The organism is Ulvibacterium sp. (genome assembly GCF_965248315.1).
Lineage (GTDB): Bacteria > Bacteroidota > Bacteroidia > Flavobacteriales > Flavobacteriaceae > Ulvibacterium.
Window position 1 is genome coordinate 3995602 of the sequence record NZ_CBDFIX010000002.1, and the last position, 24420, is coordinate 4020021.

Below are 24420 nucleotides of genomic sequence, written 5' to 3' on the forward strand. Positions count from 1 at the left end.
CTAATAATAGGGTATTCCAATGGTAACCCGGGTCCCTTGCGCTCCCTTATCGCTTAAATCCTTCATTGCGATTTCATATTTGGACTCCCCGTAATAGTGCGTCTTGTTCATCAACATTAATCGCTCATACAATATTTGTGTGGCGTAGGATTGATGCTTTTGGGCAATATTCTGCTTCTTTCGTGTTTGGGAAATCCCAAGACCATTATCCTCTATTACGACCACTATTTGTTTGCCGATAGGGGATTTTTTGATATCCACTACAATAACCTTGTTTTCTTGATCCTTCATAAAACCATGTACAATGGAATTCTCTATTATGGGTTGTAAGATCATAGGGGGAATATAGGTGCCATGTATATCAATATCCGACATACATTTCATATGGAGTTCTATCGTATGTTCGTTCTGGGAATTGATCAAGGCAACATAGTTTTTAATGTATTCCATTTCTTTGGCCAATGTAATGTTCTTGTGTCGGGTCACATCCAAGGTAAGCCGCATAAGGTTTGAAAAATTGGATATATAATTGTGCAGATCCAGTAATCCCTTTTCCTTTAGCTTTAAGCGTATGCCACTTAATGAATTGAATATGAAATGGGGGCTCATTTGGGCCCTAAGGGCGTTGCGTTCCAGTTCTATAAGGGTAAGGTTCAAGGCATTTTTTTTCCGCTCCTTTGTGATATAGGAAACAAGCCATACGACAAACGTACCGATTAAAAAAAAGATCGCTAAAAATTGAAACCAAAGCCTTTTGTAAAAAACTTGGGATACATTTAGGGTATAGGACAATTCATTGGACGACTCCACCCCTGTGGCATTGAATCCCTTGATCTTTAAACCATAGTTGCCAGGAGGTATGGAAAACAATTTTAAAGTGGTTTGGTTGCCCAAGCTTATCCACTCATCGGCAAATCCTTCCAGTTTATAAAAATATCGGTTGTAGTCCGTATTAAAATTGTCATTAATACCATAGGATGTGGAAAATGAATTTTTATAATAGGGTAGATTAAAACTTGGAATGCTATCGTTGAAAACATCTATACCCACTTCCCTACCCTTGGTACGATCATAGTATTCAAATTTTGTAGGGAATATTTTGATATCCCTGGATTGATGGGGGATATTGATACTATCAAATGCAATGATTCCATTGATTCCTCCAAAAAACAACCGATCTTTGGACGACCTATAATATGAGTTTTGATTGAAATCATTAAACGCAAGTCCATCCTCGACAAAGAAAGAGGCAACTTCCTTGGAACTCCTATCATATCTAAAAAGACCGTAATAGGTGCTAAACCACATAATGCCATCTGCATCTTCCAAAATACCGACTACATTTAGATCCGTGAGGCCATCCGCCTTTCCGATAACCTTCATTTTCTTCAAATCCTTGTCCACATAAACTACCCCAATATTGGTGCCTATCCATAGATTCTCCCCTTGATCCACAAAAACCACATAGATTTTGTTGGTGGGAATTCTTAGGGTACTCTTGGCATCGTCCCTTTTTAAGGTCTGGAAGGTTTGGGAGGTCAGGTCTTGTATGAACAATCCATTTCGATCCGTAGCCACATAAAGCTTACCCTTGGTCCTGAGAAGATCCCTTACAAAAACTTCATCATTATTGTCCAAAGGCAATATGGGAAGCTCTAAGAATTGTTTTCTATAGGTGTCAAATTCCTGTAGACCAAAATTACTGGCAATCAACAAGGTAGAATCCGAGTACTTGGCTACATCATAGTATTGCATATGGGTCAATCTAGGATGGCCCTCAAATAAGTACTCTCCTATAATTTCATTTTCAAGAAAGTTTATGTGCGATATTTTTTTATGCTCTCCAACGCACCAAGCCGTGGAATCACTGATTGGCAAAAAGGACCTAAGGTAGTTTAAGGTCGGAAAAACCATTTCAGTTGAATAGGTACTTTCGCGGAAATCATTAACCGAAGTACTCAACTTAAACGTCCCCAGATAACTGGCCGCCAGGATTTCCGTATTCGGCAGCTCCAAAAAACCTCGTGCACTTACTTTTCGTTCCCCATAATCCTCGAGGATTTTATGGAAGGTATGACTATTGAATTTTATTTTACGGATACGGTCATAGCTACTTACATAAATGACGCCGAAATTGTCCACGACTACATCATCGATCATATAGGGAAATGAAATTTCATGGGCTTTGGTCAAATGGTCTTGCCCGTTTCTTTGCTGAAGTTTATAAAAACCCAATTTTTTTCCGGAACCATCGATCGCAATCAAATCCGCATGGTTCTTTAAATAAGGGGTATTGCTTTTATAGATTGGAATCATTTCTTGAAAAGGCAGATTCGTCACCTGAATCCCCAGATCTTCAACATACTGGGTCTCAAAAATTTCCCCTTCAAATTGGTAGTCGGTATCCTTGGATTCCGGAAAAAGGGCGCCATTGTCCGTAATCAATAGTCCATCCCCACCGTTAAAGGACCACTCCGGGTACAGGTAACTACTTTTTGTATAATTAAGGGAAGTGGTAAGGTCTGTATATAAAGTACTGTTTCCTTCCTCTAGGAGGTATAACTTACGGCCCAGTCTAAACAAAATCTTGTCGCAGTCAATTACTTTTTCGACAAACGAAAAACTTCTCTGAAAATACCCCGGATTTAAATTCCGATCCGCTTTAGGGGTTTTATATTTTGTGACCCTGAGTGAGGGGTCGATCTTTAAAATTCGGTCATTATAAGTCCCCGCCCATATATTGCCATTACAATCCTCGATCAAGGAACCCAACGACACCTTCTCCTCATCCAGAATCCTTTTGAAATGAACACGATCAAAACTGTCATCCAAACTATCGGATATAAAGACACCAATATCGGATACTATCCAAATACGATGTTTACTATCCATAAATATGACATCCAAATAGGTGGACAGGATTTTTTCATCCTTGTCCAAAAAAGTAGAAAGCACAGAATTGGTTTCAAACTCCTTTACGATTCCATTAAAGGTGGAGTACCAGAGGATTCCATCTTCATCAATGTATATTTTATTCCTGATTTTATGACTCTCGCCATTGTTATTGATAGGTATTTCCCGAATCTTATAGTCTTGGGCTTCCAAAAAATGAAATGCCAAAAACCAAAAGGGCAGTACTAACCACCTGTATTGGCTATACATTCTACAAAAAACAAATGACCGACTTCGGGATTTAAGGCGAATGAGAGCAAATACTACATCAATCAACATTTCATATAAAGTTCAGTTTGGTTACCTAGCTATTCAAGAATATTTGTAAACGAAATCCGATTATTTCGTTCTCCAACTAGTTTGGACACACAAACTGTATATAGGTAACTCCTTTATCCCATATTAATGACTAATTTTTGTATTGCATTCTCACGTAGGGGAAAAAACCTTTAAGACTATTGGGCAAGCCTGAGTGCTTAATAACCTACGCTTGGCGTAATCGTACAAGTTCCTTTCCAGGTTAGGGAAAGGTGGCTTCCCGCTAGGTGGGAAGTCGGAAAGGGTGAATCTTGAACCAAAACCAGTTTTGTGGGAAAAGAACAGTTTATCTATTTCATCTTTTCCAACGCCCTAAAAAGCAGGAATAAATGCAAATTGCCATCTTCTAAAGCCTCCCTTATTTTTTTAAAGGCAATCCGTATTTGGGATTCCACTGTTTTAATGGAGATTCCCAATTTTTCGGCAATTTCCCTATTTTTATACCCTTTCTTTTTGCTCAGTAATAAAATTTCCTTGCATCGATCGGGCAGGTTCTTTACAGCGTCCTTTATCCTTTCTGTTTTCTGGATAAATTCAGAATTGTCTTCCTCCAATAGATAGGACAATGCCTCATATTTGAGGGAATCCAGAAGCTTATCATTTTTTTTGTCCTGACGGATTTTTTGCAAGTACGCGTGGTAAACCGATTTATATAAATAGGATTTTACGGAAGTATGTATACTAAGTTCGCTTCGTCTTACCCAAAGTTTTACATATTCATTTTGAACAAGATCTTCGGCATCCAGCATGTTATGGGTAAACTGTAATGCATAGGAACACAGCGGCCTATAATACAAATCAAAAAGCATTTTAAGGGCATTATGATCGCCCATTTGAATACGGGACCATAAAATTTTATCATCCAACATTGGTTTCGGGGGGATTTGGTTTCATATGTTTTATATCATAAAGATTAAAAAAAACTCAGGAAGTTTAAGGGTAAATATGTGTTTTTGCATCTTCTTTACATACAATGTAACTTTATCAAACTTATTCCTGTGTGAAAAGTCTTATAGTCAGGTATTTAACCGATACAATTTCCGATCAAGAGCTTATTGAATTACACCTTTGGTTGCAAAATCCAAAGAACAAAGCGGTTTTTAAGGCCATGGTCCAGGCCAATGAAGAATTGGATTTTATCCATAGGCCCATTGATGTGGAGATGGCCTATAAAAAGGTGCTGAGTAATACCACCAATACTCAACGATCTCTACCAAAACGCTACCCTATTCTTAAATATGCGGCCGTAGCGGCTATCTTACTAAGTACTTCAGTGGGTCTGTACCACCTGGCAAAAAAGGACGGGATTGGCATAACCGCCCCTCCAGTTACGGAGACATCTCCCCAAATTACCTTGGAACTGGAAGACGGAAGCCTTTTGATTTTGGATGAGAAGCAACAGACTACCTTGACTAACAAGCAAGGCGATCAAGTGGTAAGCCAGGAGTATGATAAACTTAAGTACAAAAATGATGGAACAACCGAAGGTAAATTGGTCTACAACCAGCTTACCGTTCCCTATGGCAAACGATTTACCATAGAATTGGCCGATGGGACATTAGTATTCCTTAATGCCGGTACAAAGCTTAGGTACCCCAAGGCATTTACCGATCCCAAGAGTAGGGAAGTGTACTTGGACGGGGAGGCTTTTTTTGAAGTAGCGGAAAATGCGGCCCATCCTTTCATTGTACATACCGAAAAAATGAATGTCCGTGTCCTGGGTACCCAGTTCAACGTCTCCAGTTATAAAAATGAAAACAACACTTCTACGGTTTTGGTCAAGGGCAGTGTTGGCGTCTATAGACCTTCCGAAGCCTTTGATACGGAAAAAAGTATCGTCATTTCGCCACGGCAACAAGCCTCTATTCGAGACAAAGAGTTCACCATTAGGGAAGTGAACGTTCAAAAGCATATTGCATGGACCAAAGGCCAATTGTATTTCGTTAATGACCGTTTCGTAAATATCGTTAAGGAAATGGAACGCCACTACAACATAAAAATCGAAAACAACTATCCAGAATTGAACGATACGAGATATACCGGAACTTTTGAGTCCGAAACCATAGAACAGGTCTTAAATGTTTTTAAAAGAAATACCCAATTTGAATATCGCCTGGAAAAGGATAAGATAATAATTACCACCTCCCCCTAATTTTTTCGAGAAATAATAACCTAAAAAGCGGCCAATGATATAAACGAAACAACTAAAGAAAAGAAAATCGGGAAATGCAGCCACATTCCCCGATTCAACAATTGATTTTACAGCTGTCTGAAACAAACTAAAAATCGTTCAAAATTATGAAAAAACCGAACATCATGGAATGGTTATACAAAATCGTTCCAGAACTTGATTTGAAAATGAAACTTACCTTCTTTTTTCTCATCGTTGCCCTTTTTCAAATACAAGCAAATTCCGGGTATTCCCAAAACACGAAAATTAGTCTAGATCTAGCTCAGGTAACACTAGCTGAAGTATTCTCGGAAATTGAAAGTAAAACGGAATTTCGATTCTTCTATAAAAATGAGGATGTAAATCTAGACCGTAAGCTTACTTTAAAAATTAAGAAAGAGCGCATCCATGTCATATTAAATAGAATTTTTCAAGATGGCAAGGTCTCCTATGAAGTTTTCAACAAACATATTATATTAAAAAAAGCAACCTATCCCACTTCCTCCCAAAAGCAAGTGGACAGTTCACCGAAATTATATCAATTGCAAATAAGTGGTACGATATCCGATTCCAATGGAGCGCCCCTACCGGGTGCCAATATCGTGGAAAAGGGTACTACAAATGGTACGCAATCGGATTTTGATGGTAATTTTTCCATTTCGGTGGCCGATCAAAATGCCGTTTTGGTAGTATCCTATCTTGGTTTTACAACGCAAGAAGTCCAAGTTGCGGGTCAAACGGCCATTTCCATAAATCTACAGGAAGATGCCGGGGCCTTGGAGGAGGTCGTAGTGGTAGGTTTCGGCACCCAACGCAAGATAAACCTAACCGGGTCTGTAGAAGTCATTGATGACGCCGCCCTAGAAAATAGGCCAGTTAACAATGTATCCAACCTCTTGGCCGGCCAGGCCAGTGGGGTTACGGCCTTTTCAGGGGGCGGACAGCCCGGTCTGGATGAGTCCAATATCTCCATCCGTGGAAATACCACTTTTGGCGGTAGCAATTCCCCGTTGATCATAGTGGATGGGGTAGAGTCTACCTTGAACAACATCGACCCCATTGACATTGCCAGTATTTCGGTCCTTAAAGATGCATCATCAGCAGCTATCTATGGAGTAAGGGGCGGTAATGGGGTAATCATCGTAACTACAAAAAGAGGACGTTCAGGAGCCCTTATGGTAAATTACAGTACCTCCTTTGGGTTTCAGGAGTTTACGGAAACCCCAACGTTTACCAATTCCTTTGACTATGCTACATTGCGCAACGAAGCTTTGGTCAATGATGGCAATGCCCCAGAATTTACCGATGAACAATTGCAGGCCTTTCAAAATGGTTCGGCGCCCAGTACAGATTGGCTAGGGGCATTATTGACCCCGGATGGCTTTACCCAAAGGCACCATCTGGCCTTATCTGGAGGTTCGGATACCTTCAACTACAGTGCTTCGCTCGGCTATTTGGATACCGAAGGGCTCATACCCAATACCAACTACAGACGATACTCCTTCCGATTGAATTTGGACCAAAAAATAAACGATAGATTGACCTTAGGGTATAATGTAGCGTTGACCCGAAGGGATGTGGAAGAACCTCGGGGAGGTGTCGGTAGCATCTACAGCAAGAATTTTAGGGAACACCCTACTGTACCCATTCGAAATAGTGACGGCAATTTTGTAGCCTTCATCAACGAGCACAATTCCGTTGCGGAAGCCAATGAAGGGGGGCTTCAACGTACGCTGGAAGACAAATTGTTGGGGAGCGTCTCGGCCGAATTCAAGATCCTTGAGGGCCTCAATATCAAGGGCATTGCGGCCATAAACCAAGATTATAGGAATTTCAACGACTTTGACAGATTCCTGCAATTATACAACACCGATGGCTCTGAGGCCATTGGCCTCCCTAGCCGTATAGAGGTACAGGAATCCCGAAGGACCAATATAAATTTACAGGCTTTATTGACCTATGAAAAAACTTTTGGTAAACATTACATAAAAGCCCTGTTGGGGCATAATTCCATCCAAGATGATTTTAAGCTTACCCAAACCGCCAGAACTGGATTACCTTCCAGCAATGTTAGTGATGAACTGGCATTGGGCGATCCGGATACCGCCACTAATGATAGCGATGTAGAATTGTATCGTTTGGAGTCCTATTTCGGAAGGCTAAACTATAACTTTGATGACAGATACCTCTTTGAGTTTACCCTGCGCCAAGATGCCACCTCCCGATTTGCAGAGGCCAATAGAAAAGAGGTCTTCCCCTCTTTTTCTTTGGGTTGGAATCTGGCCAATGAGGAATTCTTCAGGATTGAGGAATTAAATCAATTGAAGCTAAGGGGATCCTGGGGCCAGTTGGGCAATCAGGAAGTGATCGTTAACGGTACAGTCTCCAATTTTGCCTACGCCCCTACTTTTAGGGCGGGCAGGGGTTATCAGGCCGGTGGTCAGTTACAGACCAGCTTTAGGGAAGGCCTTATTGCCAATCCAGATTTGAGATGGGAAACCATTACAAAGAGTAATGTGGGCCTTGACGCGGCTCTTTTCAATAGCAGTTTTCAATTCAGCTTTGATTATTTCTCTGAAAATCGGGATGATATTTTGGCCGTGGTTCCTCTGCCCGGTTCCTTCGGGGCATCCGCACCACCCTCCAACGTAGCCAGTTCCATTGCCCGTGGTATTGAAATGAGCTTTAATTATAACGGAAGTATCGGGGATGATTTCCGTTACTCCATTGGGTATAATATGACCAATTTTCTAAAAGCTCCAACGATTGATGCCCTTCCAGAGAACGGCGAAGTTCCGGGGCGTAGCGTGGGTGATCCCATAAACAATATCTTTGGATATGAAGCATTGGGGCTTTTTCAAAACGATGCGGAGATAGCAAGTGCTCCTGATCAAACGGCTTTGGGAGGAACCCCGGTTCCGGGTGACATCCGATACGCGGATATAAATGGCCGTGACGAAAATGGAAATTTGACCGGACAACCGGACGGTGTAATCGATCCCGATGATAGAACCTCCTTGGGAACCTTTACCCCAAAATTGTTTTATGGCTTTAATTTTGGAGCGGACTACAAAGGGTTAGATCTATCGCTGTTTTTTCAAGGGGTGGGGCGTGTACAGAACTCCCTGATCGATAGGGCGGCACATCCCTTTAGTAATGGTGGTAAAACCCTTGCCGTTCATTTGGATCGGTGGAGCCCGGAAAACACCAATGCCTCCTACCCTACCTTACATTCCGCCAATGCAGGGAGAAACCAGGTTACCAGTTCGTTTTTCACCTACAATGCATCCTATCTAAGGCTAAAGAACATACAACTGGGGTATTCCTTACCGGAGTCTTTTATCAACAAGTTCGGATTACAAAAATGCAGGGTCTATGTTACAGCGGACAACCTCCTAACGATTACAAATTCGGAGTTCCCAGATGGTTTTGACCCGGAAACCTTGGGTAACCCTGATCCGGATGCATTAAATCCAGGTAACAATGGCGAGATCTACCCTCAGGTAAAAACATACGCCATAGGACTCAATGTTACTTTTTAATCAATGAAAAACTGCGATATGAAAATTTTAAATAGTATAAGCTTTAAAAAATCCATCCTTTTGGGTGGGGTCACGATAGCGTTAATGGTAATTTCTTCCTGTAGTAAGGATTTTCTGGATGTCTCACCGGATGATACCATTAATCCCGATACTTTTTATCAAACGGAGGCCGATGCCATCGCCGGGGCCTTTAGTGTTTATGAGCTGTTATCCTCCAATGATCCTTACGAACGCTATCATATGATCGGAAGGAATATTTGGAGCGATGACGCCTGGGGTACAAGTTTTACGGCCGGCCAATACGAACCCATTGGGCAGGGAACACATTCCCCAAGTTTTGGAATGATCAATCAGGTATGGGGATTCTTTTACAATATGATCCGAAGGAGCAACGTTTTTCTGGCCAATGTGGACAATACGGAAATGGATGCCGGGCTACGTGAACGTTTAAAGGCGGAAGTGCGTTTCCTAAGGGCCTTTGCCTATCAAGAGCTTACCTTTTTATATGGGGATGTTCCACTGATAACGGAAGTAGTACCCGTAGAGGATGCCAAAAATACGACAAGGACGGCAAAGGCAGAAGTGATAAACTTTGTGCTAAGCGAGTTAGAGGCCACCGCGGGTGTTTTGCCGCCCTCCTATTCCGGATTGGACGTAGGGCGTGCCACCAAAGGTGCCGCAGATGCCCTCCGCTGCCGGGTATTGATGTTCGAAAACAACTTTACGGAAGCGATCAACGCCGCACAGGACGTTATGGCCGGGCCCTATAATCTGGAAACCAATTTCGGGGATATTTTTAAACTGGCCAATGAAAACAACGAGGAAGTCATTTTTGATATTCAATACCTTACCGCAGGGTGGGATTATCTAAATGCCCAACAGTTGTATTCATTACCGCCCAGTTTAGGAGGGTGGACCGGATCCTCGCCCAGTCAATCCTTGGTCGATGAATTTGAAACCTCCAACGGAATGGATATCGAAGATCCGGGAAGTGGCTATGACCCGGACAATCCTTTTGAAAATAGGGACCCGCGACTTGGGCAATCCATAATTTTCCCAGGGGAGACCATTGACGGTGTAACCCTGGATCCATGGAATACGGATGGTGCGGATCGCCTGGGAGGGGGAAACTCCACCACGACCGGATATTGGATCAAAAAGTTCTATGACAATACACTGCCGACCGCGCAGGACGGTACCAATTACATTTTAATACGCTATGCGGAAGTCTTGCTGAACTATGCGGAAGCCGTCAATGAAACATCTGGTCCTACCACGGAGGTTTATACCACCTTAAATTCCATTCGGTCAAGGGCAGGTATGCCAGATCTACCCGTAGGTCTAGGTCAGGATGAAATGCGGGAGCGCATTTTACATGAACGGCGGGTAGAATTGGCCTTTGAGGGTGATCGTTTTTACACGATCCGTAGGCGTAGGATAGCGGAACAAGTGGTACCTCAAGATGTGCTCGGAGCAGTGAATCCCGCCAGTGGTACAAACGTGTTGGCCAATACGGGACGTTTATTTGATCCGGCAAAGGATTACCTATGGCCTATCCCCCAGGAAGAAATAGATCTATCCGAAGGGATAATAACCCAAAACCCCAATTGGTAAGAGATAAAGAGCGTATTTAATTTAAGTTAATTTTTTGTTTATGTTAGTTTAAAATGGGGGTTGGGGTTAGTCGCTCAAACCCCCATTTTTTTAAATCAGAATGTACAGATTGTCAATTTTTATAAGGAAAAATGGAAATGCCCCGCTCTTGCTATTATGTCTTTGTACCCTAACGGGTTGTACAAAAAAAACAACGCCCTTGGAAAAATCCCTTGTTAAAAATGTGGACTCTCTGGCCTTATTTAAAATTCTCCCCCCAAGCTATACCGGAATCACGTTTGCGAATAGGATACAAGAAAGTATGTATATGAACGGGCTCACCTATGAATATATATACAATGGTAGCGGTGTCTCGGTAGGCGACCTCAACGATGATGGGCTTCAGGATATTTTTTTCGTTTCAAGCTTTGGGGGAAATGAACTATACTTAAATGGGGGCGATTTAAAGTTTAGAAATACTACTGAAACGTCAAATGTTAGGGGAACTTACGGGTTTTATACCGGAACCACTATGGTAGACATCGACCATGATGGGGACTTGGATATTTATGCATGCAGATCGGGCTTGTTCGATGATCCGGATAAAAGAAAAAATGAACTTTACATCAATCAGGGAAATGATCCGAACGGGATTCCCGTATTTAAGGAAGAAGCTAAAAAGTACAATTTAGATTTGCCCCATCAATCCACACAAGCGGCTTTTTTTGATTATGACAGGGATGGGGACTTGGATCTGTTTTTACTGAACCATGGTACGGATGCTTCTTATACCTCGGACTTTAAACAAGTACCGAAACTCCTTCAAAAAAAATCGCCCTATCAAAGCGATCGCCTGTTCAGAAATGATGAAGGTACCTATGTAGACGTCAGTGATGCTGCAGGAATTGTTAATAACACCATCAGCTTTGGTCTGGGCATTGCCATTGGTGACATCAATAATGATGGTTGGCCGGATGTTCTTATAGGGCAGGATTATGCGGAAAAAGACCATCTTTATATCAATCAGGGCAACGGTACTTTTAAGGAGGTAATACGGCAGGCCACCAATCATATTTCCAATTTTTCCATGGGCAATGATATGGCCGATTTCAACAATGACGGCCTATTGGATTTTATTTCGGTAGACATGGTCTCCGAACATAATTATGATAGCAAGACCAGTATGAGCGGTATGGCCCCCGAACGTTTTTACCAACTTATGGACTATGGGCTGCACCACCAATATATGTTCAACACCTTACAACTCAATAATGGTATCCCGGATGGTGATAACGTACCCGTATTCTCGGATGTGGCCCAACTGGCCGGGGTATCCAATACGGATTGGAGTTGGGCGCCCCTTTTTTTTGATATGGACAATGATGGGTTAAAAGACCTATTTGTATCCAACGGTATCAAAAGGGATTTTAGGAACAATGACTATGTACGCTATAAGAAAAAGCGGCTGGCCCAATACGTTCAGGACCAAAAGACCACCAAACAACCCAAAAAGCTTCTGGAAGATTACATTCGTGATCTCATGGGAAAGATTCCAAAAAGGAATAGGGACAATCTCTTTTTCCGGAATAACGGGAATCTCACCTTTGCCAAGAAAAATGTAAACTGGAACCTCAGCGCATTGACCAGTACCACCGGTGCCGCCTATGCCGATCTGGATAATGACGGTGATCTGGATCTGGTGACCAATAACGTGGACGATTACGGCTTCATCTACCGCAATAACACCAACGAGCTAAAAGTCGGAAACAATTATATACAATTTCAGCTAAAGGGCAGTGAAAAAAATCCGTATGGGATAGGTACCCGCATCCAAATTGAACATAGCAACGGGCAAAGGCAACTCTTGGAAAAGTATCCGACCCGTGGGTTTCAGTCCTCCGTTGGTGGACACTTGCACTTTGGAATCGGTACTGCGGAAAAGATTGACCAGATGGTGGTGAAATGGCCCGATGGCACCGAAGAAACCCTAAACGCCCTGGAGGTAAACCAGGTATATACATTACACTATAAAAACGCAGAGGTAGTTCCCCCAAAGCCTCTTAAAATCCAACAGCGCTTCACCGATGTTACCACAAAAAGCGGTATTGATTTTTTGCATCGGGAAAATGTATTTGACGATTTTGAACGTGAGGGCCTATTGCCCCATAAAATGTCACAATTCGGCCCGGCATTGGCCGTAGGGGATGTAAATGGTGACCTATTGGACGATTTTTATGTCGGTGGCGCCTTGGGGTATCCCGGAACGCTTTATGTACAAAAAATAGATGGAACCTTTCAGGAAGATAATCAAAATTCAAGCTTATGGAACAAAGAACAAGGTTATGAGGATACCGCGGCCTTGTTTTTGGATGTGGAAAACGATGGCGATCTAGATCTTTATGTAGTCAGCGGAGGAAACGAAAACAATCAAAATTCAAAAGGTTTACAGGATCGCCTCTACCTAAACAAGGGAAAAGGCCAATTTAGCCGCTATTTGGATATCCCAAAAATACGGAACAGCGGGTCAGTGGTCAAAGCTTTTGATTTTGACGGGGACGGGGATCAGGACCTATTCATTGGAGGACGACAAATCCCGGGAAAATACCCTTTCCCGGCGGACTCTTATGTATTACGGAATGATTCCTTCCCCAAAAAAATTGCACTTACCGATATCACCAAGGAGTGGGCCCCGGAGCTTTTAGGCCTGGGCATGGTTACGGACATGGCCTGGATAGAACTTAATGGGGACAACCGTACGGATATGGTCATTGTGGGTGAATGGATGCCCATTACCGTTTTTTACAATACCGATCGTGGATTTATCAAGGCAGACGGTACAGGATTGGAAAACCATACCGGATGGTGGAATACTATCAATGCGGCCGATTTTGATCAGGACGGGGATATGGATCTTATTGCCGGAAACCTGGGGTTAAATTACAAATACAAGAGCAGTCCCGAAGCACCTTTTGAAATCTATACCAAAGACTTTGATGGTAACGGATCTTTGGATATTGCCTTGGGATACTACGAAGAGGGGAATCTTTTCCCCTTACGGGGAAGGGAGTGCAGTTCTGACCAAGTACCCATGATCAAGGAAAAATTCCCTACCTATGATCTGTTTGCCAAGGCCTCCCTGGAAGAGGTCTATGGCCGAAAGAACATGGAAGGTGCATTGCATTATGCCGCTACCGATTTTGCCACCAGTTATTTGGAGAATAAAGGAGATGGAACATTTGCTGTAGATCCCCTACCCCATCTGGCGCAATTATCGGCAACAAATACCATCGAAATCCAAGATTTTAATCGGGACGGTTATTTGGATGTACTACTTGCGGGCAACCTATATGGGGCCGAAGTGGAAACCCCCAGAAACGATGCCAGTTACGGACTTTTGTTAACAGGTAATGGCAAGGGCAAGTTTAAACCTGTACCCCCCAATAAAAGTGGATTATACATCCCCGGGGATATCAAAGGCAGCCAACCTATCAATTTTTTAGGAAGGGAACAAGGTTTTCTTTTCGCCAAAAATGGAGATGCATTGCAATTGATCATGCTAAAACAACATCCTTAAATGCCCATCTATTTTATCCAAACCAATTGCCTGCGTAGTAATCCGGCCAAAGGAAGGGAAAAACAAACATGCGCACTTCTTGCATTTCTAAGTACCCTTCTATTGCTATCTACCAGTTGCCATAGATCTACCAAGGATTTTAAGACCGCTGACAAGGAACATTTTGCACCTCATAGCAATTTGGCCATGGCGGAGGAACTTAAATCCCTCGCAGAAAATGCAGATCCTGCAAACAACTATATGCTCAATGAGGAACGGGCCGTGTATTACTATAAAAATTACCTCAGGGCCGATCGGAAGGATACCCTATCCCTTTGGCTCCACACCCGGTATCTTGAAGAACTGATCAATGCAGGCTTTGTAGAAAAGGCCATTACCGAAATTGAAAACCGCCTTAAGGACCAAAAAGAAACGGAGGTTACCTCCTTAAATAAAGAGCTATATGATCTTTTGGCCCTTGCCTACCTTCAAAAGGGCGAGGAAGAGAACTGTGTGGAACACCATACCGCAAAGTCCTGTATTATTCCTATAGAAGAGGAAGGGCTCCATCATGATACCTCCAGTGCCGAAAAGGCCATTTTAATCTATACAAAAATTCTCAAGGCCTTTCCGAATGACTTGCAGGCCCGGTGGTTGTTAAATCTGGCCTATATGACCCTTGGGGATTATCCGGAGGGGGTCCCGAAGAATGTTCATATTCCGGATATTGTCAAAACAAAAACCACGGAAATCCCGAAATTCCGGGATGTGGCCATGCACTTAGGGATACATGCTACCGGACTGGCCGGTGGAGTGGTCAGTGAGGATTTTGACAATGATGGCCTTTTGGACCTCATGGTTTCTTCCTACGGTCTAAATGACCCGTTACGGCTCTTTAGGAATACGGGCAAAGGTAAGTTTGAGGATATTTCCGAAGCTGCAGGTTTAAAAGGCTTGACCGGGGGGCTTAATCTGCTCCAAGCCGATTATAACAATGACGGTTTTTCCGATGTTCTGGTAGTTCGGGGGGCCTGGTTGGGGAATTACGGGAGGTTTCCCAATTCCCTGCTTCGTAATAATGGGAACAACACCTTTACCGATGTAACCCAGGAAGCCGGACTGCTGTCCTATTTTCCCACCCAAACGGCCGCATGGGCGGATTTTAACAAGGATGGCTTTTTAGACCTTTTCATCGGCAATGAATCCCCGGACAGCCCACATCCTTGCGAACTTTATGTAAATAAAGGGGATGGTACGTTCGAGGAGGTCGCACAGCAGGTAGGCCTTTCGGTGGTCGGTGTCATAAAGGGTGCCGCTTGGGGCGATATCAACAATGATGGCCTCCCTGATCTATACCTGTCCAATCTGTCCGGTAACAATCGCCTGTTCCTAAATCGCTGTGGGATATCAAAATCCAGTTGGCAGTTTGTTGAGATAGCCGCTATTTCCGGGGTACAGGAACCCTATCATAGTTTTCCGACCTGGTTTTGGGATTTTAACAATGATGGCTTTGAGGATATTTTCGTCTCGGGCTATACCTTGGATCGTTTGGACAAGGCGGCGGAAGACGAGGCCCGGGCCCTATTGGGAAGAAAAACAATGGCCGAAACGCCGCGTCTCTATAAAAACAACGGGGACAATTCCTTTACCGATGTCTCCAGGGCATACGGCATCCACCGGCCCCTGTACACTATGGGGTGCAACTATGGTGATTTGGACAATGACGGTTTTTTGGACTTTTATTTAGGTACCGGTACCCCGAACCTAAATGCCATCGTACCCAACCGTATGTACAGGAACATGGAGGGGAAACGCTTTGAGGATATTACCTTCCAAGGAGGCTTCGGCCATATCCAAAAAGGGCATGGTATCGCTTTTTTCGATTATGACAACGATGGCGACCAGGACATCTACGAAGTCTTGGGCGGTGCGGTCTCAGGAGATACCTTCCAAAACATCCTGTTTGAAAACGGGGGCAATGCCAATGCCTGGATCACGCTGCGTCTGGTGGGGAAGACCGCCAATCGTTCCGCCATTGGGGCGCGGATCAAAATTACGGTCGAGGACAAGACCGGTACCGAGCGGTCCATCTATACTACGGTATCCTCGGGGGGAAGCTTTGGGGCTTCCAGCCTACAACAGGAAATAGGGCTGGGACAGATCAAGGAAATCAGGGAAGTAAAAATCTGGTGGCCGGACGATACCAATACCGTAAGCACCTTTCAACAACTGAGGCCCAATAGTTTTATCACCATCCAACAAGATGGGAACCGCATCACCTATGAAACGCGAAACCAGTAATCAGTAATCAGTAATCAGTAATCAGTAATCAGTAATCAGTAATCAGTAATCAGTAATCAGTAATCAGTAATCAGTAATCAGTAATCAGTAATTAGTAATTAGTAATTAGTAATTAGTAACACAATAACTCAATTATCAATAACCAATGATGCAATAAACAATAACCTGAAACCAGAAACCCGGAACCCATTGAACAATGAATCAATAACTAAATAACCAGTAACCCAATAACTGAATAACCAGTAACCCAATAACTGAATAACCAGTAACCCAATGAACAATGAATCAATGAATCAATAACCCAATAACTGAATAACCAGTAGTCCAACAACTAAATAACCTGAAACCAGAAACCGGTAATCAGTAATCAGTAATTAGTAATTAGTAACTCAATAACCAATAACTCAATAACCTAACAATCCAACAATCCAACAATCCAATAACTCAATGATCAATAAACAATAACCTGAAACCCAATAACCAATGAACAATGACCAGCAACCAACAACCAGTAACCAGTAATCAGTAATTGGTAACTCAATAACTAACAACCAATAACACAATAACCCGTAATGTATACACGAAGAAGATTTTTAAGAAACAGTACCTATGCCAGTGCCTATTTAGGTGTTTCGGCCTGCAGCCCTGACCAAAGGGATACGGGAAGGCCAATAGCCGAACTCCTGAACGAAATCACCAAAGAAAGGCCTACCCAAAACTCCTCGGTTATGAATCTTATGGTCCCGCCGATTCCAAAGGTACGGATAGGCCTTATCGGTTGTGGCAGCCGGGGATTGGGACTATTGTACCAATTTAACGCCCTATGCCCTGAGATGGCATCCATCGTTGCGCTTTGCGATGTCCGTGAGCCGAGGATACAAATCTGTATGAATTATCTACAGGCCCATGGCAATGAACGCCCGGAGACCTATACAGGAAGCCTAAATGCATGGAAAAAAATGACGGAACGGGACGATATAGACCTCGTCATTGTGGCCACGCCCTGGGAAGATCATGTACCCATGAGCGTCCATGCCATGCAACAAGGCAAGCATGTAGGGGTAGAAGTCCCCGCCGCCTATACCTTGGAGGGATGTTGGGCTCTGGTAGATACGGCCGAGGAGACCCAACGTAATTGTATTATGCTGGAAAACGTTTGTTATGGGGACGAAGAGCTTTGGCTGCTCAATATGGCACAGGCAGGGGTCTTGGGAACACTTAACTACGCAGAAGCGGCCTATATCCACGATTTACGGGAAGGACTGTTCCGTAAGGACTCCTACAACAATTGGCGACTGCAACACCATGTGGAACGAGACGGCAACCTATATCCTACCCATGGGCTGGGACCGGTGGCCCAGTATCTGGATATCCAAAGGGGCGATACCTTTGCGTATTTAGTATCCATGGGCAGTCCCCAAAATGCGTTGTCCGAATACGCCCGGACCCTGGATACCGATAATCCGTTTTACGGAAAGACCGATTTTGCCCATGGGGATATCAACAATAGTCTAATCAAGACCCATAAGGGCCGATCTATTTTACTACAGCATGATGTGGTGACCCCAAGACCCTATGATCGGAAAAATGTACTGTCCGGGACCAAAGGCTATCACGAAGGATATCCTAGCAGGTTGTCGCTAAACGGCGAGGGCCACCATTTTTTGGATGAACAAAACTATACAGCGCTGCGGGATACCTATAGGCACCCTATCTGGAACGAGTTGCAGGAACGGATCGCTCGGCACAAAGGCGGCCATGGGGGAATGGATTTTGTAATGGCCTACCGCGTCATTAGCTGTTTTAACCAAGGTATTCCCCAGGATATGGACATCTATGATGGGGTGGCCTGGTCCGTAGTGGGGCCCTTGTCCCGGATTTCCGTGGAAAACGGAAGTATCCCCGTACCCTTTCCGGATTTTACCCGTGGCAAATGGAAACGGAACAGAAAATTGGGCATAACCCAAGCCAGTTGAAATGGCCAGGGTTTACCCATAAACGTGGGTACCAATTCCCAAGAAAACAAGCATTTCAGGGCTAAGTGTAAGTGTTCCTTTCCCTGGCAGGGAAAGGAACATTCGGGAGGGCAGACCCCGGATCGGATAACGCTGACAGGTAGTAAGCCCCACACTCCCTGGCCTCCTTCCCGGGGAAATCCCTATTTGATCATCACCTTGGTATCTATGGGCGCAAAACCATTGCCGCGTACCTTTAGGGTATATAGCTGTTGCTTGCCTCCAAAACGCCGGGCAATCTCGCCCAGGTCTACACGGTTTGTCCCACGTTCCATCCGTGCGGAGCGGGCGTGGAACAATTGCTGCCCGGAGAGGTTAAAGAGATAGATGTCCAAGGGCGTGCTCTCTTCCAGTACCAGATCCAGGAAGAGCGAGGAACTGGCAGGGTTGGGGTAAACGTTCCAGCTATGGCGCAGCGTATCTTCCGTTAAGCTGTTCGTTGCCGAGGCATCCGGGGCCTCTTCGGTATGGGAAACTCCGGCGGAGCCGAATTCCAGGGTTGGATTGGCATTTAAAGGTTCATCCGTAATGGGGTCCACAATACTATCCAAGGCCTTGGCGGTATCCGCTACTTCTTTCTTGGCGGAACTTTCCGTTACCCAAGACCCCCATAGGTTAAGGCCATAGAAATAAGGTTTCCCATTCTCATCTAGAGCTTGGGTGTCATTTACGGCATGGGCATGGTATCCCGTACCTTCCTCAAATTGAAGATACCAACGGTTTTTTGCGGGATCGCTCCACTCAAAGCTGTCGTAGGAATCGGGCAACGTATAGTCGTTAGATGCAATATCCGAGCTAAATTGTTTTATAGCAGCACCCAAATCAAAAGGAGCATTATACTTATCTATCAAGTATATGCGCAATTCTTCAAGAGCAGAATGCCCAACTAAAAACATATAATTATCCACTTTCAAGTTGCTTTTCTTAGGTGTGAGATAATTTCCTTTTAAAGGGATAGCACCGATCATAGCATGGGTAACATCATTTAATTGGAAGAAATAACTGGGGTCCTCCAATGAATCAACTTCCCAAAGATATGCATCATCATCAAACGTAACTTCAATTCCATCGACATAGGTATATAAAGCATTTGACGAATAACCAGTATGATGTTGTTCATTATTATAACTAACCGTGAACTGATGCCATTTGCCGTCTAGATAATGGCTCCAGCTATTGGCTTTATCGAATACATAGTGGTAAATTTTGTTATTGTTAACCAGAATGGAATAAAAAGCCTGATTGTTATCTGTAAGATATCCTTCCCATGCCTCTTGTCGAGCGGTGGTGTTTGAATCGTAAAAGTGAAATTTTCCCAAAACTTTCCTCAACATTTCTGGCATCTTACCAACGCCAATTACAAAAAGAGATCCGGGATCGGTGAATATCTCTTTTGTGTCCAAATTTGTTTTTTCTTCCTTTCTCTTTGTATACTGCCCATTTTCTGAAAGCGCAAAAAGTATAGCTCCTTCTGTCCCAGAGCTTGCCAATCCCCCATTGAATGTTCCCGTAATAAGTCCGCCTTTATTAGCATCTGACACCTTTGTAAATTTATCAATGGACGGGGTAAGGCTCAAAGCTCTCACCTTAGGCCAATCGCGGTAGGGAATAATAGGAGCAATGGCATCCTCTGAGGGAGGACACCCATAAATGTGATGGTGTTGGAATCCAAACGATTCCGACTGCAAACCAGAATTGTCAAAATACAGGTGTCCTTGGTTTACATTTTTTTTTGGTTTGATGTTACCTTTAACAATTTTGGGCACAATCATCAGCGTGGTAGATAGATAGCGTTGCTGCATCGGGCCCTCGGCATGGCCGGCATAAGGTGTTTGAAGCATGCCCTTACCGTTAACGAAGAAGGTAGAGGAACCGCCCCCGTCCAGGTTGAGCAGGGCATCAAACTCCAGTTTTTGGGAAAGGTCCGACAATTCATCGATGGTAAGCCCCGGGGCCACTGTAGCATAGTACCTGGCGTCTTTACCTTTGTAGCCCTTGTATTCCAGTTGGCAGTTGAGATTGTACTCACCATCTGCAGTTATAATATAAAACTTTCGGCCCTTTTTGGCGATAAAGGTACGGCCCCGTTTCTGTATACCGAATTCATGTTTGTATCGCCTATAGTCCACAGTGGTATAGATTTTGTTAGCCTTTCCTCCAGTAAAATCTATCTGGTTGTTGTTAATTTTAACCATTCCGTCCTGGTGAAGGTATGCCGGATTAAAGGCGTCAGAAAAAGAAAAATGGTTTTCTGCAGTATCATACCTTTGACATGCTATCCTAGCCCAGATTCTGAATTCCGTGGCATTCCAGTTTTTGTATTTACTTTCAGTTATGTCATCTATATTGGGGTAGGTTCTCCTAGGATTCTCCCAGAAGTAATCGCCATTTTCTTTAAGTTCCTTAATAATTTCTGGTTCAAAAAAGCGATAGGGTTTGCCCAGTTCGGAAAAGTGCCCCCCTGACATAAGGTTGGGCCATCCACCTCCCTGTTCTAAATAAGCACTTTTGGCTGCATCATAGGAATACCCAGTCTTATCCCCAATAAAATCATACTCCCGATCATTTCTTAGAAACTTAAAATCATTATTTTTGTTAAATACCAGGGCCCCGGTATTGCGATGGTTAAAAATATCAGGTACATAGCGCCAAGTACCATCGACCTTTAGGGAGGTCTTTACTCCGGGCAAACAGTAATAGTAATAATCATAAAAGGCCCCGTTTACGGCAAAGAGTGCGCCGGCCCGGGCCGCCCGATGGGAGACCACATCGAACATCCCGGCCTGTGGTTGGTCAAGCATGATGGATTGAACTATATCCATAGATGGTTTGTCTTCAAGCTCACTTGCGCTCAGTATTCCAGGGGAACCATCATTATTTTTCAAGGTCTTGGGATTAAAATTCTCCGGATCGCTCCTGGGATCCTTAAAGACATAATCCAGTTGTAGTTCGACGTTACTGCTTGCGGAGAAATCCAATTCAGCAATGTTAAGGATATTGTTGGTAGTCCCATAAAGACGCTTACCTGAGTTCCAAGTCCAGCGGTCTATGGTTATACCAGTAGACTGAGGAAAGTCAACAACAGTTTCCTTTTTGCTTGGATCATTGAATACATTGTTGCTCTTTGCATAGAGCAATTGCTGGGGTTCTATTTCACCGAGCCCTTCAACTTGAAGATTCACTAATTTTCCCACTTGATGGAACGTCATTCGGAAAACAACCTTACCTTCAGTGGTATTTTTTAGTTTAGTAGCCAGGCCCAAATTCCAAAGTGCTTGCTTAATGCGATTTGAATCATAAGTCTTACTATTTGGAGCTTTCATCGATTCATTTTTAGAGGCTATAAACCTGCTGGTTTCCCCATCCCCTATTTCAAAATAGTTCAAATATCTATCATATGTCATGAAAATGCTTATAAGTTTTTGACCCTCATCATAGCCATGCTCTTCTTCTTCATCGTACAGAAATAGATCTACCTCGATAAAGCTATTTTTCCTGCTATTTTTGGGAATTTCACTAGCCTTTAGGGCTACTTTCATAAAGGCAGTGGGTTTTTCTGTACCCTGTTTTCCAAGAAGTTCCTTGAAATTTATGGTATACATATCTTCTTCCTCCCAAATAGGGTTCTTTTTGGGGTTCGGGGATTCATAAATCTTTACGTTATCCTGAAGCCAATCTGGGAAATCCGTGCTATAGGCAGAAAGCGATTGATCGGTAAGTGCCATAGGATCCAAACCGATTCCCTGGCCATAGATAGTTCCCATGATGGTCAACATCATTAATAAGGGAAGCCATTCCCCTAAGACCTTTATTTCTATATGTCTCATTTTGATATTTTATAATTTGGGTAGAGGGATTATTTAGTTTTGGTGAGTTGTTCCAAGGTTGCTTTTAATTGCTTTACCTCCTGGCCTAGATGTTCATATTCTTCCAGTTGGGCCTCTAACTCGTTAATTTTTTCTTCCTGGGTAATGGTATGCAAGGCGAGCTCTTCAATGTTTTTCAAAAATCCATAGTGCAAGTTCTTCAGGCTATACCCATGTTCGCGTACTTCACTTTCAGAAGGTACATCGGGCAGATGTTTATGGGTCTTTATAAAGGTTTTGAGCGTCTCCAGGGAGGGCAGGTCATAACTCTTTTCAAATACATGATCAGGCCATTTAGTTGCCGGTTGTATTGTGAAATCCTCTGAGGTAATACCTCCACTTGCCCATACGGAATGCGAATTAAACCTTTTTTGCTGTTCGGGGCTCAACTGGTCAAATGTATCGCTGACCTTTTTCCAAGCCTCGTAAGCGCTGGTTCCTATAAATACCAGTTCCCTACCGCTGGAAACATGAAATACCTGGTGATTATCATTCTCTACATGAAAGCTACCTTTAACATGTAGTTTACCCTTCCTATTTTCGCCTGTACCAGGGACAACCCCAATGCCCACATCGCCATTTTCTGCAAAGTACATGCTCTCCGAGATATTATTCAATTGTATTCCTTCCCCTGCTATAATCTTCCCAGTAGCTTTGATGTTGCCGTCTACTTGTAGTTTTTCAGTCAAATCTTCGGTACCTATGCCTACATTGCCAAATAGACGACTTGGTCCTTGTACTTGCAGTGGAACCAAAGGATTGTCCGTACCGATTCCCAACTTATCTGTTACCAACAAGTCCTTTGCTGCCCGTACATCACCATCTATAATAGCGTCTGATCCCACTCGGAATGTTGGTGCACCATTGACTAAAAAAGATAAAATCCCAGTTCCGTTACCGAGTTGTATTCCCCCTTCGGCAATAACTTTTCCTGTAGTTTTGATGTTTCCATTGACCTCCAGTTTTTCCGTTGGTTCCATGGTGACCCCTATGCCCACGTTGCCTCCATCCGGATTGAGGACCAGAGGAGTTTTCCCAAGAGAGCCAATGATACCGATATTACTTCTTCCCCCAAAATGAACCCCGGTATTGGTCGTTTCATTTTTAAACTGGCTTGTCCAGCCAGCTATTAATTTATTCTCTGGCGCAGCTACATCAAGCAAAAAGCCAGGGTCGGTTACCCCTATGCCCACGTTGCCGTGGTCTATAGTTAAACCCGTAGTAGTGATATGACCGGAGGTAAATTTTCCATGGGCGGTTATATTAAGATCGGAATTGTCTTGCGAACCAAAGTGTATATCACCTCCATCCGGATTGAGGACCAAGGGAGTCTTGCCAATACTACCAATGATGCCATGTTTAATTCCGTCTATCTCTCTACCACCAAGATGGATTCCAGAACTCGATGTCTTATTTAAAAATTGGGTCACCCAACCACTGGACCCGGAATGAGCCACATCCAAAGCAAATATGGGTTTGTTGTTTCCAATACCTACCAGGCCATCTGTGGTTATTCCAAACCGGCCCCCTATAACGCCGGGAGCATCCAACTCAAAGGTAACGGTGGGGTGTAGGGATAATGCCTCGGTATTTCCGTAATTGTTGTCCCCGTTGATCCGTATCCCTTTGTCAAAAACTTGGTAATTACTAAGGAAAGTTCTTTGTGCATGGGCCTGTATCCCTAAGAACGTCAGGGCCATGGTAATGAACAGAATACGGGAGAAGAATGGTGGGGGGGAACTTGTTTTTTTCATAGTATTTGCGTTTTAAAGAGTTTGTATTGGTTTTATATGTTCTCTATGTGTTGTCTCCGATCTCTGGAGAGGGTTCTTACAACGCTGGCAAAAGCCCTTGGGCCTTCTAAAAAATTATTGTCCCGTACCAGTTAGGACTAAAAGATTTTTCCTTTTTAGCATTCCATGAGCCTGTAGCCAAGGTACGATCGTGGTATATATCCGGGATACAAAACCCAAGGTTTACCCTTAAGCCTAGATTCTATTTTCCAGGAAAAACAGCGTATTTTGGCAATAAGACAGAAGAGTCATTATTCTTTGTAAGAAAAAAATTTTAACAAAGTTGAAAATTCCAAAAAAGAAGGTAAAATATACCT

General features: G+C 43.5%; 10 protein-coding genes. 6 read left to right on the forward strand and 4 right to left on the reverse strand.

What is annotated here, in order from left to right; all coding sequences use genetic code 11:
* Nucleotides 1–3162 carry a histidine kinase gene (locus tag ACP2AF_RS18815; RefSeq protein WP_425237688.1) on the reverse strand — a complete coding sequence of 1054 codons (3162 nt, stop codon included), beginning with the start codon at nucleotides 3160–3162 and terminating at the stop codon, nucleotides 1–3.
* A 398-nt stretch (nucleotides 3163–3560) separates the two neighbouring features.
* On the reverse strand, nucleotides 3561–4139 hold the full coding sequence (locus tag ACP2AF_RS18820) for an RNA polymerase sigma factor (protein WP_425237689.1): 579 nt from the start codon (nucleotides 4137–4139) through the stop codon (nucleotides 3561–3563).
* A 131-nt stretch (nucleotides 4140–4270) separates the two neighbouring features.
* Between ACP2AF_RS18820 and ACP2AF_RS18825 the strand changes: the two genes are divergently transcribed.
* From ACP2AF_RS18825 to ACP2AF_RS18850, 6 genes are all read left to right on the forward strand, one after another.
* Nucleotides 4271–5422: a FecR family protein gene (locus tag ACP2AF_RS18825; protein WP_425237690.1), complete on the forward strand. Its 1152-nt coding sequence runs from the start codon at nucleotides 4271–4273 to the stop codon at nucleotides 5420–5422.
* Between the two features lie 146 nt (nucleotides 5423–5568).
* Nucleotides 5569–8982 carry a SusC/RagA family TonB-linked outer membrane protein gene (locus tag ACP2AF_RS18830; RefSeq protein WP_425237691.1) on the forward strand — a complete coding sequence of 1138 codons (3414 nt, stop codon included), beginning with the start codon at nucleotides 5569–5571 and terminating at the stop codon, nucleotides 8980–8982.
* 18 nt (nucleotides 8983–9000) lie between these two features.
* Entirely contained in the window at nucleotides 9001–10596 is a 1596-nt protein-coding gene (locus tag ACP2AF_RS18835; RefSeq protein ID WP_425237692.1) for a RagB/SusD family nutrient uptake outer membrane protein, read from the forward strand.
* 199 nt (nucleotides 10597–10795) lie between these two features.
* Nucleotides 10796–14149: a VCBS repeat-containing protein gene (locus ACP2AF_RS18840; protein ID WP_425237693.1), complete on the forward strand. Its 3354-nt coding sequence runs from the start codon at nucleotides 10796–10798 to the stop codon at nucleotides 14147–14149.
* Nucleotides 14150–16429, forward strand: coding sequence for an FG-GAP-like repeat-containing protein (locus ACP2AF_RS18845; RefSeq protein ID WP_425237694.1), 2280 nt, complete (start codon nucleotides 14150–14152; stop codon nucleotides 16427–16429).
* A 572-nt stretch (nucleotides 16430–17001) separates the two neighbouring features.
* Entirely contained in the window at nucleotides 17002–18405 is a 1404-nt protein-coding gene (locus ACP2AF_RS18850; protein WP_425237695.1) for a Gfo/Idh/MocA family protein, read from the forward strand.
* Between the two features lie 182 nt (nucleotides 18406–18587).
* Here ACP2AF_RS18850 and ACP2AF_RS18855 read toward each other — a convergent pair whose 3' ends face one another.
* Both ACP2AF_RS18855 and ACP2AF_RS18860 read right to left on the reverse strand, forming a co-directional pair.
* A complete protein-coding gene (locus tag ACP2AF_RS18855) occupies nucleotides 18588–22271 on the reverse strand; it encodes a phosphodiester glycosidase family protein (RefSeq protein WP_425237696.1) in 3684 nt (1227 codons plus the stop codon).
* A 29-nt stretch (nucleotides 22272–22300) separates the two neighbouring features.
* Nucleotides 22301–24064, reverse strand: a complete 1764-nt coding sequence (locus ACP2AF_RS18860; protein ID WP_425237697.1) for a hypothetical protein — start codon at nucleotides 24062–24064, stop codon at nucleotides 22301–22303.
* Between the last annotated feature and the right edge of the window lie 356 nt (nucleotides 24065–24420).